Genomic DNA, 14367 nt, shown 5'->3' on the forward strand with positions numbered 1-14367 from the left:
CAGGGTCGGGTGAAGTCGGGCGGGGTCGCACCGGTGGGCCGCGGGTGCCTCGATAATGTGGTGCCGGTGGTGACGGCGGTGCGGCCTGCACTGGTGTCAGTGGGGTGGCCGGCATGCGGGAGAAGCGGGGGCTGCTGGTATGCGCGTGCGGATCGACAGTGGTGACGGGGGCGGAGTGGGCGGCGGGCCCGCCGAGGGCGGCCTGGGTCCGGATGAGACCGCGGGGCTGACCGGGGATTTCGCCGACTGGCTGGCCCAGGATCGCGAGGTCTCCCGGCACGCGGTGGTGCGCCGGGTCCGTGCGGACTCCCCGGAAGGCGCGATGTCGGGCGATCTCGTCGAGTGGATCAGTCTCGCGATCTCCTCCGGATTCTCGACCGCCGCGCTCGTGTACGCGCACCGGACCTTCCGCGCGTCGCTCCCGCCCCGCCTGCGCTCCGGCGCGCGGCTGGTGGTCGAGCACGAGGGCGTCCGCGTCGTCATCGAGGACGGCACCGAGGAGGACGTGGCCCGCTTCGTACGGGCCCTGGCCGGCGCGGGGGCAGCCGGGAATCCCGAGGGCGGAACCCCCGGGGACGGCCCGCGGTCCGCCCCCGGCCGGTCGCAGGGCGCGGCACCGGAGGATGCCCACGGTGCCGGTTCCTGACCCGTTCGCGAGCCGGGCGGTGCTGATCGGGGTCGACGGCTACGCCCACCCGGACCTGGCCCCGCTGCCCGCGGCGGCCGCCGGGGCACACCGGCTCGCCGAGTTGCTGCGCGACCCGTCGGTCTGGGGCCTGCCCGCCGCTCACGTCACGGTGCTGGGCGCGGACGCCTCCGCGGCCCGCGTCCTGGGCGCGGTGCGGGACGCGGCCCTCGAGGCCACGGACACCCTCTTCGTGTACTTCGCCGGGCACGGGCTGCGCGACCGCGAGGAGAAGCTGTATCTGGCGCTGGCCGAGGCGGACGCGGATCATCCGCAGATCGGGACGCTGCCGTACCGGGCGTTACGCGACGTGGTGCGGCAGGCCGGGTACCGGGCGCGCCACCGGGTGACGGTGCTGGACTGCTGCTGCAGCGGCCTGGCCGGTGCCATGTCCGCCATCGCTGTGCCCACGCGTACCGATCTCGCCCACGCACTGGATGAGCCCGAGCACTCGGGCGGGAGCGGGCCCGCCCCGGGCCTCCCGATGGGCGCGCACACAAGCCGGCACCCGAACACGGTCGGGGATGGGCACGGGGACGGGGACGGCGACGCCGCCGGGGACGAGGACGACTACGGGGACTGTGTGCTGACCTCGGCTCCGCCGACGCGGCGCTCCTTCGTCCCCCGGGGTGCCCGGTTCCCGGAATTCACCGGCCTGCTGATCACCTTGCTGGAACACGGCGTCGCCGACGCGGGCGCGGAGCTCAGCCTGGAGGACGCCTGGCGCCGGATCCTGCGGCGCATGCGCGAGCGCGGCAGCCCCGAGCCGCAGCAGTTCGCCCAGAACTCCGTCGCCGCCCGGATCCGGCTGCGCAACCGCGCCGCCGCCGCGCCCGGCCGTGCCGCCGTACCCACCGGGCAGGATGCCGCAGCGGGCACGATGAGCGCAGCCTTCACACCGGCCGCACCCACCACGCCGACGGCAGCCACCACGAGTGCCCGGCACCCCGGCGACGCCCCGCCCGGGAGGCGCTTCGACAACGGGCCGCTGGCCGTCATCGACGCCGACGCGGAGGACGGCCGGGTGCGGGCCCACTGCGCGGCCGGCGTGGTGCTGGACTGTTCCGCCCGGACGCTCGAATCGCTCCTGGAGTGGGCGCTCACCCGGGCTCGGCTCGGCGCGCCGAGGCTGAACCGCAACGGCAAGGAAGCCGATCCGCTGCTCGTGCTCACCGCTGGCGCAGCCGTTCGGTTCGGTCTCCCGGCGCGCCCGGAGGGCGAGTGGTCCTCCGGCTCCCTGCGCCTGCCGGACGACCACGAGGTCCTCAAGCAGCTGCGGCAGGCAGACTGGCAGCCGACCGGACACGGCTTCGGCCCGTGGGCCAGGCTTTACCGCCCCATCCGCGACGGCCGGCGCCAGTGCGTGCAGCTGTGCCTCCTGCCCTGGGGTGCGTTGGACCCCCATCACTGGGGCCCGACCGCGCAGTTGCCGCCGGCCGAGGTCGTCCGGCTGCTCGGTACGTACGCGGAGCGCATCATCACCCCGCACGGCTCCGCCGCCGCCACGGGGCTGTCGCTGATGACCGCGCTGAGGCCGCCGACCCGCGCCGTCAGGGACGAGCGGACCGGGGGCTGGGTGTCCGCGCCGAATCCCGGGGCCCTCACGGGGGCGGTGGACTGTGCGCCCTGTGAGGCCCCGGACGGGCACCCGATGCTCGCCGGCCTGCACCCCCCGTCGCACCGGCGCACCCCGGACCAGGTCCTGCGGGAGGACGCACACCGCTGGTCGCGTCCGCTGACCGGTGCCGAACGCCTCAAGGCGTACGTGGTCGCCATCAGGGTAACCCTGCCGCTCACCGCGGCGGCGAGCCGGCTCCGGGTGGGCCTGGACGCGCCCGTGCACGTCGCGCGGCCCGCCTTCGACAAGTCGCTGCCCGGCAGTTGGCTGGTGGACCTGTCTGCCGTCGCCCTCGACGAGCGCCTGCCCTCCCCGTTCACACCCGACGGCCGGCCGCCGACCGGCGCGGCCTGGTACACGACCCCGACCCTCGCCTACGCCCTGGAACTGGGCTTCCCCGTTCGGCCCGTCGAGGCGTACGTCCGGGCCGCGGGCGGCGCCTACCTGGAGCCCTGGCACAAGCGGATACGAGACGGCTACCTGGCCACCATGGCCGAGCTGGGCGTCAGCGCCGGTCTCGGCGGCCGGGAGCTCCTGGACGCCCTGGCCGTCCACCGGCAGGGCGATCCCGGGCTGGCCGGCGTGCTCGACGCGATCGCGGCCACCGCCGAGGGCGGCGTGGCCAAGCTCGGTGAGGGCCCGCCCGAGGCGGGCCGCGGGCCCCGGCGGCCCTGGTCGGCCCCGCAGCGCGCGACCTGGCGGCCCGACATCCGCGCCGCCGTCACCGCGGCCGCCCGGGTCAACGCGCACCGCAAGATGGTCAGGCTGGCGCAGGAGACGGGCCTGTTCCCGGTGGCGGTCTCGGCCGACCGCGTCGTGTACGCCTCCGACGGCCCCTCGCCGTTGGACCTCCTCCCCCACACGGCCGAGGGCAAGCCGCTCCCGGGGACCTTCCGGCTGGGCATCTCGCCGGGGTTGGCCACCCACGCAGGTACGCGGACGGTGGCGTGGGCCGAGCGGATGCGCGAGGAACACGGACCGGACGTCAACATCGCGGACCACATCGGAGGCGACACACCCACCGCCGACGCCCACGCCGACGCCGACGGTGACGGCGGCTAGGCCGGGCCGGGGGCCGCGCTGCGGAACGAGCGGCGGTAGCTGTCGGGCGGGACCCCGACGATCCGTTTGAACTGGCGCCGCAGTGTCGTGGCGGTCCCCATGCCGGTGGCGAGGGCCACCGCCTCGATGGTCTCGTCGGTGGCCTCCAGCAGTTCCTGGGCGCGGCGTACGCGCTGGGTCAGGAGCCACTGGAGCGGCGTCTGGCCGATCACCGACCGGAACTGCCTTCCGAGGTTGCGCGGGCTCGTGTTCGCCTTCCGGGCCAGGTCGGTCACCGTCAGCGGCTGGTCCAGCCGCTGTTGGACCCAGGCGAGCAGGTGGGCGAGTGCGTGGTCGCCCCCGGCCTGCACCGGCGTGGCCACGAACTGGGCCTGGCCGCCCGGCCGGTGGGGCGGCATGACCAGGCGCCGGGCGACGGAGTTGGCGATGGTGGCGCCGTGGTCGAGGTGGATCAGGTGGAGGCAGAGGTCCACCGCGGCGGCCTTGCCCGCAGCCGTGAGGACGCTTCCGTTGTCCGTGTAGAGGACGTCCGGGTCGACGACGGCCAGCGGATGACGCGCGCTCAACTCCGCGGCATGAGCCCAGTGGGTGGTGGCCCGCCGGCCGTCCAGCAGGCCGGCGGCGCCGAGTACGAACGCTCCGGTGCACAGGGAGGCGACCCGGGCCCCCGCCGCGTGGGCCGCGCGCACGGCTTCGATCAGCTCCGCCGGCGGCGGATCGTCGATGTCGGCGCACGCGGGCACGATCACCGTGTCGGCGCCGGCCACGCGCTCCAGCCCGTGGTCGGGCTCGACCATGAACGGGCCGACCCGGACCGGACCGGGCCCGCAGAGCAGTACGTCGTACCAGCCCTTCGCGGCCTCGCGCGGAGGATTGCCGAAGATCTCGTAGGCCACCGCCAGTTCGAAGTGCAGCAGGTGACCGGCGGCCAGCAGTGCGACAGTGGGCATGTCCGAAAGTGTACGCATGATGTCGTTCCAGACCATCACCGCCGGACGCCGCCCGCACCGAGACTGAATCCACCAGGACATCGAGAGCGGGGAACGATGAGCACGAAAGCTGCAGTGGTGGTGTACGGGGCGACCGGGCACACGGGTCGGTTCGTCGTCGCCGAACTGCGAAGGCGTGGTTTCGCCACCGTCATCTCCGGCCGCGACGCGGACCGGTTGGCGGCGCTGGCCGCCGAGTGGGGAGACGTGGAGGTACAGCCGGCCGCCGTGGACGACGCGGGCTCGCTGGACCGGGCCCTCGCCGGCGCGGCGGCTGTCGTCAACTGCGCGGGACCCTTCGCGCTGACGGCGGGCCCGGTCGTGGAAGCGGCCCTGCGCGCGGGGATCCCGTACGTCGACGTCGCGGCGGAGATCGAGGCGAACGTCTCGATGTTCGCCGACCATGCGGAAGCAGCCCGGAAGGCGGACACGCCCGTGGTGCCTGCGATGGCGTTCTACGGCGGACTGGGCGACCTGTTGGTGACCGCGGCGATGGGGGAATGGACCGCCGCGGACGCGGTGCACGTCGCGTACGGGCTGAACGGCTGGCACCCCACGCCCGGCACCCGGGTGGCGGGCCGGGTGTCCCACGAGCGCCGCGCCGGCCGTCGGGTGCGATTCGCGGAGGGCGCGCTGCAGTACCACGACGACAAGCCGTGGGAACAGGACTGGATCTTCCCCGAGCCGGTGGGCCGTCGGGCGGTGATCGCGGAGTTCACGATGGCCGATGTCGTCACCGTTCCCAGCCACGTGACGGTGCCCGAGGTGCGCACGTACATGACGGTCGAGGCCGCGAAGGACCTCACCGAGGAGGACACGCCCGCGCCGGAGCCGGTCGACGCCCTCGGGCGGTCGAACCAGACCTTCGTCGTCGACGTCGTGGTGAGTGCGGGCGGCGTCGAACGTCGCGCCTCGGCCCGCGGCCAGGACATCTACGCGGTCACCGCACCGCTGGCGGTGGAGGCCGTCGAGCGCATCCTGGCCGGGCACACGCGGACGACGGGCGTGGCCTCGGCCGGCGCGATGTTCGACGCGGCGGAGTTCCTCCGGGCACTGTCCCCGTACGTGTCGGTCGAGCTGCCGCACTGACCGGCGGGCGCGGCGTCACGCCGGCGCCCCGGGTGGGTCCCGGCCCTCCAGGCGGAGGATGACGAGGGCCGCGTCGTCGGTGACGCCGACGGACGGAATGAGGTCGGCCAGCAGGGCGTCGGCGAGGGCGTCGGGGTCGGCGGTGCGGTGCCGGGCGAGCGCGTCGGCGAGCCGTCGGAGACCGACGTCGATGTCCTCGCGGCGGCGTTCGATGAGGCCGTCGGTGTAGAGGGCGAGGACGGAGCCGTCGGTGAAGGCGGTCCGGGCCTGCGGGCGGCGGGTGTGTTCGGGCCGGGCGCCGAGCGGGGGGTCGGTCGCCTCGTCGAGGAAACTGACGGTGCCGTCGGGATGGCAGAGTGCGGGCGGGGGGTGACCGGCGCTGCTGTAGGTGAGGGTGCGGTCGTTCCAGTCGATGAAGACCGACACCACGGTGGTGGATTCGGCGCCCTCGATGGCGCGGGCGTACAGCCCGAGGACTTCGAGGGCCTGGGCGGGGCCGACGACGACGCGGGAGGCGGCCGACAGGGCGCTGCGGAGCTGGCCCATGACGCCGGCCGCCCGGAGTCCGTGGCCGACGACGTCCCCGACGGCGACCGCGGTGCGCTCGGGCATGTCGACGAGGTCGTACCAGTCGCCGCACACGTTCAGGGCGGCGGTGGCGGGCCGGTAGCGGACGGCTGCCTCGTGGTGGTCCAGGGGGCGGGGCGCTGGCAGCATCGCCTCCTGGAGGTGGAGGGCCACCTCGCGTTCACGGGCATGGGCCTGTCGCAGGCGTGCGTTGACCTCCTGCAGTTCCCGGCCGCGGAGGTAGAGGTCGGACGCGAGCTCCCGGGCACGGACCGTATCGGTACGGGTGCCACCGCGGGCCCGGATGAGTTCGGTGACCTCTTCCACGCGGTGGAGGAGCAGCGCCACGCTGCCGTCGGAGGCGAGGACGGGGACGTTGACGGGGCTCCAGTACCGCTCTTCCCACACCCCCGGCCGACTGGCGTGCTCCACGTCGTAGCGCTGCAGGGCCATGGTGTCGCGCTCCCCGGTGGCGGCGACCCGCTCCAGGGAGTCGCGCAGGTTCCGCATGCCGGTGGCTTCCGGATCGCCGGGGTTGTCGGGGAAGACGTCGAAGAGGTAGCGGCCGATGAGCTGCTCGCGGGTGCGGCCGGAGGTGACCAGGAAGGCCTCGTTGGCGTCCACGTACACCAGGTCGGGGGTCAGCAGCGCGACGGCGCCCGGCAGGGCTTGGAAGACCGCCTCGTAGTCGATCCCGGATCCGTTCACGATCCACCTGTCCGCGCGCGTCCCTACCGTCATGGGTCTGCTCCCACGATAGGTGCGACCGGGGAGGTCGGGCCTGTCGCGGACCTCCGCCCTTGGGCCGTTCGGCCCCCGGGCGGGAGGTGGCCCGGCAGGCGGCGGCCGGGTGCTGCGCCCACCTGACGGTCTCGCCCGGAAGTGTCGTCCGGCAGCCGGGCGGCGAGGACCGCCTGCCACCGGTTTCCGGGTGGAATCCCGGGCGCCGCTAAGGCGTCCGGGCGACCTCCGCGGCCTGCGCGGGCCGCAGGGCGGGAAGGTGCTGGGCGGCCTCGGCGGCGGTGTAGGCGGAGGCGAAGGTGAACGCGCGGGGGGACGCCCCGTGCGCCCGCAGATCCGCCAGCCGCTCCAGGGCCTCGCCGACGGTCGGGACGTGTCCGACGGGGACCCACCAGAGCACCAGGTGCGCCTCGACGTGCCGTTGGAACCATTCGCGGCGGCGCCGCATCGCCTCCAGGTGCCCGCTGCGGTAGGCGAAGTCCCACAGGGCCTCGCGGGTCTCCCACACCGACAGGTTGACGATGACGTCCTCGCCCGCCGGGCGGAGGCCGGTGGCGTCGGCCTCCCCGTCCTCCACGAGCCGCCACACGAAGCCGGGCGAGCCGTCGGCGGCGGCGTTGACCGGATCGAGCATCTCGACGAACGGAGCCATCCGCGGGTCGTCGAAGGGGTGGCTGAGCGTGGCGACGTTGAGCTGGGCGAGGTGGGCGGCATGCGTGGATGCGGTCATGGCCTCATCCCAGCACGACCTCTGTTTCTATGTCAATCATGATTGTTTTTAGAAGCCTCGACCACCACGCAGCACTCCCCCGGCCGGGCGTCCATCCGGGCGCGGACGGGGCCTTCGGCCCCCAGCAGGCCCTCCAGCAGGGCGAGGTTCATGCCGCAGACGAGCGGAGGGAAGCGTTCGGCGACTGCGTGGAAGGGGCAGTTGCGCATACGGACGACGCGCGCGGCCGCCCCGGCCACCCCCTGGGCGCCCTCCTCACCCTGGGCGCCCTCGGCGCTCTCGGCACTCTCGGCGGCTTCCAGGTGCGGTTCGTAGCCGCGGGCAGCGAGCATCTCCACGGCCTCTTCGAGGCCGCCACAGGGCCCCGCCGAGCCGCGCAGGGCCTCTCCCCTGCGGCGCGCGGCCGCGCACAGCCCGGCGTCCAGTCCGGCCTGCTCGGCGGCCTCGGCAAGCAGCTCGGCGGCGGTGCGGTAGTCACGCGCGGGCAGCGACACCGACCGCTCGACCCGCGCCCGCGTGTAGACCTTGGCGGGACGGCCCGCCCCCGGCCCCGAGCGTCCCGTCAGGCGGCGGCTGCCGCTCTCCAGCAGCCCGGCCTCGGTCAGCCGGTCCAGATGGTGCGCAGCGAGCGTGCGCGCCACCCCGACCGCCTCCGCGGCCTCGTTGCGGCCGACCTCGCGGCCCTGCGCCACCACGTATTCGTACAGGCGGCGGCGCACCGGATCCTGCAGCACGGCAATCGCGTCGATGTCCTTCATCCGGACATTCTAGAAACAACAAGGATTGGAGATAGAAAAGCGCGGGTGGGACGGGTGTGACAGGTGGGACAGATGGGACGCGTCACGGGAACCGGAAGCGAACCGGAACCGGAACGGTGGTCACGTCCCCCTGACCGCGCCGGACGGAGGCAGGGCCGTGAAGGGGTCCTCGGCGAGGTGGGCGACGCGCGTAAGCGCTTCCTCGTAGGCGGGGCGCGGGAAGACGTAGGGCCCCATCGCGAGCTCGCCCCAGGCCGGGCGGTGGGGTTGGTGGAAGGCGGACCAGGTGACGGTCTCGGGGGTGGCGGTGATGGCGGTGAACAGCGGCCAGCAATCCCAGATGCTGCAGGAGCAGCCCAGCACCGCCGTCGCGCCCGTCGGCGCATGCCGGAGGTCGTCATCGGCTTCGCCGAGGAAGTGGCGTACGGGGTCGCGAAGGTCGGACTCCGTCAATCCGGCGTACTGACGGAACAGGAAGTTCTCCGTGTCTTCCGGCGTCCTCTCGTAGGAGCGCTTCTCCAGCAGCCACAGAGGACGCGTGGCCTCTGCGGCATGGACACGCAGGTCGGACCCGTCGAGGCGGATACCCCACAGGCGGGCCGACGAGTAGGTGAAGAACTCGATGTGCATGGGGATCATCCTGCGGGGTCCTGCCGGCAGCCTGCGCCCGGGGTGGGCCGCGGGGAGCGCCCCAGCACGCCCCGAGAGGCCCGAGAGGCCCGAGAGGCCCGATGGTAATTTGCGCGAAATTCGTGGAGGGGTGGGCAACCAGGTGGACAGTGCCCTGCGGCATGCATCGGTACGAGCGCTCACCGAGCTCGGGCGGAGCGACGACTACCGCGACCGGGCGGACGCAGGTCGCGGCCTGGCGGGCTTCGCAGAGATGCCGGAGGCCGCCGGCCCGCTGCTGGAACTCGTGCTCGACAAGGGTGACACCTACGTCACACGCGTGACCGCGCAAGCCCTGCTCCGGCGAAAGGACAGGGCCGGACTGGCGATCGTCGCCTCCGCACTGGCAGCCGCCGACCCGAACCGTCACGACTGGATCTGCACCGCAATCATCGATGCACTCAGCATCTTCTCCTCCGACCGGGACGAAGCGGCAGAGGTCTCGGAAGAGTTGGCGCGGGACACCGATGAGCACGTTTCCCTGGGAGCTGGCCAACTGCTCCAGATCCTCGGTGAGATCGACCCTGTCCTCCGTCCCGTAGAGCGCGGGGCGGCTCCCGGTCCGGCGTGATTCCCACGGTTCGCGAGAAGGGGAACACCACGGGCGGGGCCGGCACGCACTGACGGACTGGGTTCCGGAGGGAGCCGAGGTCCGCGGCAGCGCGCCCGCTCGTCCTACGGGGGCTCGGCCCCGAGTGATCGGCTTCGGCAGGCATTGACGACGGGTACCCGGCGCGCTCTGGACCTGGAGGAGGCCTGGCTCGAGATAGGGGACGACCGCGGCAAGCCTCTCACCGGCCGACTGCTGCGGCCCACGGTCCGCACGCGGCGCCCGCCCTCCCGCGGAACGGATCTGATCGATCCGGAACTCGACGGAGACCTCGTGCCCGTACCGGGATACGCCCGGCCCGGCCGGGGGCAGTGGCTCGCCGGACCGCCGGCCGGCCCCGGCGCCTGGGCCGGCCTCGACGCCCGCCGGCGCGATGCCCGGCTCGAGCTCGTCCGCGACCGGGGCTGCCGGCTCGAGCACGAGGACCGAGCGGCCGGCCACGCGTACGAGCTCGACGGGCGGCACATCACTGACGAACCGGGGCTCCATCTGGCACTCGGCGAGGCCGTCAACGGGCCGGCGGCTATTTCGGCATCTGCCTGGACGACCTGGCGGACTGCCTGCGCGGCACCTTCGGATACACCGCCCCTGCCACCCTGCTCTGGCGGGATGCCGCGACCGCCCGCGAGCACCTGTCCGGGGTGCTGGCGTCGGACGGCGAGTCGTACGACCTGGTCGCCACCGCGCTCGGAGTCCTCACCGAGGGCGGCATGCACGTCACCTTCACGTGAGCCGGCCCGCCGCGCCGCCGCCCACCGCGCCCGCACTGCCGCTCGGTTCGAGCAAGGCGACCAGGACTCCAGTGACCCAGGTCACATCACCCGGAGCGATGACTTCGCCGGTTGCCGCCGGTCATATCAGCGACAACACCGATGCGAGGAAGGCCCGGTCATGCCCCACACACTCAGCACACCCCATCGCGTCACCCCTGCCGCGCCGGCATCACGCCTTGGGGCAACGGCTCTGGTCGGCGCCATGGCGGCGGGCCCGCTGTTCCTCGGCGCCGCCGTCGTCCAGGGCCTCGCGCGGGACGGCTTCGACTTCACCCGCAACGCGTTCAGCCAGCTGGCCCTCGGGGAGTCCGGCTGGGTCCAGACGGTGAACTTCCTTCTCGCCGGCGCCCTGTTGACCGCGGGGGCGGCCGGTCTGCGCCGGATGCTGGGTGGTGACGCGGGCGGTACGTGGGGCCCGGTCCTGATCGGGGTCTTCGGCGTCTCCTTCTGGGCCGCCGCAGCCTTCCCGGCCGACGTCGGGGCAGGTTTTCCCGCCGGAGCCCCGGACTCGACCGTGCTGAGCGGGCACGGTGCCGCCCACATGGCCGCCGGGATGATCGGGTACCTCGCACTGTGTGCCGCGTTCGTCGTCCTGTCCCGCCCGCTCGCCGCCCGCGGGCACCGCGGCTGGGCCATGGCCTCCCGCCTCGTACCGGTCGCGGTCCTCGCCGGATTCATGGCCTCGGCCGCATCCGTCCTCGCCTTCACCGCGGGCGCGGGACTCGGCCTCCTCTCGCTGACCGCGGTGACGGCCCGCCTGACGATGACACCGACGCCCCCACACACCACCTGAGGGCGGCGGCAAGGCCCTGGGTGGCGCAATCAACGGGTGGGGAACGGCCAACTGCCCCCGGCAGTCGTCACCGTGCCGCCGACGACCAGCCAGTTGTCGTCGTAGCGGGCGGTTACCCCGGACCGAGGCGAACCGACAGCGCAGCGGACGAAGCTCGACACTCCTTGCGTCGTCACTCAAGAACATGCCGCAGGATCCACGCCGCCGTCGCCACGAGCGCAGGGCCGGGCCCCCCCGGCGCCGGTTCCTTCGCCGTGTTGTTCGCGGTGATGGGCACGGTGGGTATGAACTGGGCCTGCCGGTACGGGTGGCCAACGCCGACGGAACGATCATCCGCCAGGCCTTCGACGAACGCGGCAACCGCACCTCGCTCACCACCTCGACGGGTGCCGTCACCACCTTCGGCTACGCCGAACGCGGCCACGTCGTCACAGTGACCAACCCGCTGGGCGCCGTCACCCGCTTCACCACCAACGCGGCCGGCCTGCCGGTCACGATCACGGACCCACTCGGCGCTACATCCCGGTTTGAACGCGATGCCTTCGGGCGCCCAGTGCGCGTGACCGACCCGCTCGGCGGGGTGACGACCGTGGAGTGGACCCCGGAGAGCCGTCCCGCCCGCCGGGTGGACCCGGACGGCGCCGAGTCGGTGTGGACGTACGACGGCGAGGGCAACTGCACCGCCTTCACCGATCCGGCAGGCGGGGTGACCCGCTTCGAGTACACCCATTTCGACCTGCTCGCGGCCCGGACCGGGCCCGACGGCGTACGGTACGAGTACACCTACGACGCGTTGCTGCGGGTGACGGGCGTACGCAACCCACAGGGCCTGACCTGGGAGTACGTGTATGACGCGGCGGGGCGGCTGACCTCGGAGACCGACTTCGACGGCCTGACGCTGACCTACTCCTACGACCCGGCCGGGCGCCTGCGCTCGCGCGTGAACGGGCTGGGCGAGGAGATCGCGTACGAGCGGGACGTGCTCGGCCGGATCGTCCGCAAGACCTCCCCCACCGGTACGGCGACGTTCGAGTTCGACGTCTTCGACCTGCCGGCGGCGGCGGTCTCCTCCGATGGCACTCAGCTGCTCCGTATCCGTGACCGGCACGGGCGCCTGGTCGAGGAGCAGGTCGACGGCCGTACGGTCCGCTACGCGTACGACGGGCTGAGCCAGCCGGTCGGCATGACCACCCCCACCGGGGCGGAGACCCGCTGGACGTACGACGCGGGCGGCCACTGCAGCGAGCTCACCGCCTCGGGCCGGACCCTGACCTTCGAGCGGGACACGGCCGGGCGTGAACTGACTCGCCGCATCGGCGACAGCCCGGCGCTGCACCACACCTTCGACGTGGTGGGCCGACTCACCACCCGGCACGTCACCGGCTCGGACCAGCGCACCCTGCTGCGCCGCCGCTACAGCTACCGTGCCGACGGCAATCTGCTGGCGATCGACGACGAGGCGACGGGGCCGCGGACCTTCACTCTGGACTCGGCCTCCCGGGTCACGGCCGTGGACGCCGCCTCTTGGTCGGAGCGTTACGCCTACGACGAGGCGGGCAACCAGACCTCGGCCGCCCGGCCGGAGCAGCTGGGCGCGGAGGCCACCGGTGAACGCGCCCACACCGGGACGCGGATCACCCGCGCAGGCCGTGTCCGCTACGAGCACGACGCCCAAGGCCGCGTGATCCTGCGGCAGAAGACCCGGCTCTCCCGTAAGCCGGACACATGGCACTACACATGGGACGCGGACGATCGGCTCACGGAGGTGACCACCCCGAACGGGACGCGTTGGCGCAATCGCTACGACGCGCTGGGCTGCCGTGCCGCGAAGCAGCGGCTCGCGTCGACGGACGCTTCACGTGAAACGTCGGCGAAGCCGGACGAGGTCGTGGAGGAAACCGTCTTCACGTGGGACGGCCCCACCCTCATCGAGCAAACAACGCGCTCTGCGGGCAACCCGCACGAGGTCACACTCAGCTGGACGCACTCCGGCCTGCACCCGCTCACCCAGGTGGAGTCCATACGCGGGGCTTCACAGGCCTCGCAGGAGGAGATCGACAGCCGGTTCTTCGCCATCGTCACCGACCTGGTCGGCACGCCGACCGAGCTGATCGACGAGCAGGGCGAGGAATTCAACATGGTGATCCCGCAAGGCCAGACCCGGCCGGGCGGGTTCGGTGACGTCTCGCTCCTGCAGCGCTTCCGCATCTCGGGCGGTGACCCGATTCTCGTCCAGGAGAGCATCATCGGACCCCAGATGGACCCGAAGCCGGGCCATCTGCCCGGCGGCGGGACTCAAATGGAGATCATGGAATTCGGAGACCGAGCCCGGCTGATCCCAGTCGGCCCACCCACGGAGATCCCCAAGTGACAGAAGCAGATCCCGACGTCGTGGTCGCCTGGCCCCGAGGTGCCACCACCGTTCGGTGGAGCGGCCCCGCGGGGAACGTCGAGAAGCAGTACGAGCTGCCACCACAGGACGTCCTGGCGTGGCGGGAGTACGGCGAGACGCTGGTGCTGGTGGTGGAAGCCATCAACAGCGCACCCTTTACCCCGTCGGACAACGCAGTGGTCTACCGTTGCCGACGGCTCGGAACGGTTCCGGCTGCACCCGCCGCGCGGCCTGCTGCCGAACCCGGACGATGTTCATGGCTTCTACACCGCCTTCCCGCAGGACGGTCGGCCGCTCGTGATCATGGTCACGCGCAACGCGGGCGATTTCCAGGGCCGTATCGACCTGGAGACCGGCGAGATCGCGGACACCAACACCTGGCGCTGAACCGGAGGAAAACGGGCGGAGATCGTGCGGGACGGCACGGACCAGAAGGGAAAGCCCCTGTACAGCGGCACGTATGAGCGGCCCCTCTGACCGCCCGGCCAGGCCCTGGTCGGCGGTCCACGACAACGGCCGCATCCCGGTCGGCTTCCGGCTGCACCTGACGGCCACGCCCCGAATCCTGGCCGCGGCCTGGCCGCAGAAGTGCAAGGACGGACGCGAGCTGGAGATCGCCTCCATGCCGTCCGACCCGGCCTGCCCGCCCTGCGAGTGGATCTACCACCTCGAGCCGCAGCCCAAGCCGTGGGTCGTCTCCGCGGTCTTCCGCAACGACTCCGGCACCTGGCACGAAATCCTGCACCGCACAACCAGCACGCGAAGCCGGCGGACAGGAACTCCTGACCGCCCGCCGCCCTATCGCGCGGGCAGGTGCAACGCAGGCCGGTCACGCCAGCGTCAGGCGCAGGCCTCCTGACCCCGATCGAAACCTGTCCATCGCGCGCGCCT

Annotated in this window: 12 protein-coding genes and 1 pseudogene; 8 read left to right on the forward strand and 5 right to left on the reverse strand. The window is 72.9% G+C overall.

Going from position 1 to position 14367, the window contains the following annotated elements; genetic code table 11:
• The first annotated feature begins 145 nt into the window (after positions 1 to 145).
• The gene (locus tag OG472_RS04345) at positions 146 to 646 is read left to right on the forward strand and encodes an effector-associated constant component EACC1 (protein ID WP_405940924.1); all 501 of its coding nucleotides are present in this window, start codon (positions 146 to 148) and stop codon (positions 644 to 646) included.
• Positions 633 to 3365 (forward strand): telomere-associated protein Tap, encoded by a 2733-nt coding sequence (tap, locus tag OG472_RS04350; protein ID WP_405940925.1) that lies wholly within the window; start codon positions 633 to 635, stop codon positions 3363 to 3365. The genes OG472_RS04345 and tap overlap by 14 nt, the downstream gene beginning before the upstream one ends.
• Here tap and OG472_RS04355 read toward each other — a convergent pair.
• Positions 3362 to 4315 (reverse strand): helix-turn-helix domain-containing protein, encoded by a 954-nt coding sequence (locus OG472_RS04355; protein ID WP_401602853.1) that lies wholly within the window; start codon positions 4313 to 4315, stop codon positions 3362 to 3364. The genes tap and OG472_RS04355 overlap by 4 nt on opposite strands.
• 96 nt (positions 4316 to 4411) lie before the next feature.
• Between OG472_RS04355 and OG472_RS04360 the strand changes: the two genes are divergently transcribed.
• Entirely contained in the window at positions 4412 to 5443 is a 1032-nt protein-coding gene (locus OG472_RS04360) for a saccharopine dehydrogenase NADP-binding domain-containing protein (protein WP_405940926.1), read from the forward strand.
• A 15-nt stretch (positions 5444 to 5458) separates the two neighbouring features.
• On the opposite strand, the gene OG472_RS04365 is transcribed toward OG472_RS04360, so the two are convergent.
• The 4 genes from OG472_RS04365 to OG472_RS04380 form a co-directional block, all read right to left on the reverse strand.
• Entirely contained in the window at positions 5459 to 6751 is a 1293-nt protein-coding gene (locus tag OG472_RS04365) for a PP2C family protein-serine/threonine phosphatase (protein ID WP_405940927.1), read from the reverse strand.
• A gap of 208 nt (positions 6752 to 6959) precedes the next feature.
• Positions 6960 to 7481 (reverse strand): DUF3291 domain-containing protein, encoded by a 522-nt coding sequence (locus OG472_RS04370; RefSeq protein ID WP_401602858.1) that lies wholly within the window; start codon positions 7479 to 7481, stop codon positions 6960 to 6962.
• Between the two features lie 32 nt (positions 7482 to 7513).
• The gene (locus OG472_RS04375) at positions 7514 to 8239 is read right to left on the reverse strand and encodes a helix-turn-helix transcriptional regulator (RefSeq protein WP_405940928.1); all 726 of its coding nucleotides are present in this window, start codon (positions 8237 to 8239) and stop codon (positions 7514 to 7516) included.
• 120 nt (positions 8240 to 8359) lie between these two features.
• Positions 8360 to 8869, reverse strand: a complete 510-nt coding sequence (locus tag OG472_RS04380) for a hypothetical protein (protein WP_405940929.1) — start codon at positions 8867 to 8869, stop codon at positions 8360 to 8362.
• Between the two features lie 130 nt (positions 8870 to 8999).
• Between OG472_RS04380 and OG472_RS04385 the strand changes: the two genes are divergently transcribed.
• The 5 genes and pseudogenes from OG472_RS04385 (at position 9000) to OG472_RS04405 (ending at position 14335) form a co-directional block, all read left to right on the forward strand.
• Positions 9000 to 9479 (forward strand): hypothetical protein, encoded by a 480-nt coding sequence (locus OG472_RS04385; protein ID WP_405940930.1) that lies wholly within the window; start codon positions 9000 to 9002, stop codon positions 9477 to 9479.
• Positions 9480 to 9568: 89 nt separating this feature from the next.
• Positions 9569 to 10249, forward strand: a pseudogene (locus OG472_RS04390) (barstar family protein); the annotation flags it as partial.
• A 160-nt stretch (positions 10250 to 10409) separates the two neighbouring features.
• On the forward strand, positions 10410 to 11084 hold the full coding sequence (locus OG472_RS04395) for a DUF998 domain-containing protein (RefSeq protein WP_405940931.1): 675 nt from the start codon (positions 10410 to 10412) through the stop codon (positions 11082 to 11084).
• A 307-nt stretch (positions 11085 to 11391) separates the two neighbouring features.
• Entirely contained in the window at positions 11392 to 13455 is a 2064-nt protein-coding gene (locus OG472_RS04400) for a hypothetical protein (RefSeq protein ID WP_405940932.1), read from the forward strand.
• 481 nt (positions 13456 to 13936) lie between these two features.
• Complete coding sequence (locus OG472_RS04405) at positions 13937 to 14335, forward strand: hypothetical protein (RefSeq protein ID WP_405940933.1); 399 nt, start codon at positions 13937 to 13939, stop codon at positions 14333 to 14335.
• The last annotated feature ends 32 nt before the right edge of the window (positions 14336 to 14367 follow it).

It is taken from the genome of Streptomyces sp. NBC_00207 (genome assembly GCF_045160965.1).
Lineage (GTDB): Bacteria > Actinomycetota > Actinomycetes > Streptomycetales > Streptomycetaceae > Streptomyces.

Coding starts and splice junctions, on each gene's coding strand:
- OG472_RS04365 (WP_405940927.1), bottom strand. CDS start 6,751: ATGACGGTAGGGACGCGCGCGGACAGGTGGATCGTGAACGGATCCGGG.
- OG472_RS04360 (WP_405940926.1), top strand. CDS start 4,412: ATGAGCACGAAAGCTGCAGTGGTGGTGTACGGGGCGACCGGGCACACG.
- OG472_RS04380 (WP_405940929.1), bottom strand. CDS start 8,869: ATGCACATCGAGTTCTTCACCTACTCGTCGGCCCGCCTGTGGGGTATC.
- OG472_RS04375 (WP_405940928.1), bottom strand. CDS start 8,239: ATGAAGGACATCGACGCGATTGCCGTGCTGCAGGATCCGGTGCGCCGC.
- OG472_RS04405 (WP_405940933.1), top strand. CDS start 13,937: ATGAGCGGCCCCTCTGACCGCCCGGCCAGGCCCTGGTCGGCGGTCCAC.
- OG472_RS04355 (WP_401602853.1), bottom strand. CDS start 4,315: ATGCCCACTGTCGCACTGCTGGCCGCCGGTCACCTGCTGCACTTCGAA.
- OG472_RS04370 (WP_401602858.1), bottom strand. CDS start 7,481: ATGACCGCATCCACGCATGCCGCCCACCTCGCCCAGCTCAACGTCGCC.
- OG472_RS04395 (WP_405940931.1), top strand. CDS start 10,410: ATGCCCCACACACTCAGCACACCCCATCGCGTCACCCCTGCCGCGCCG.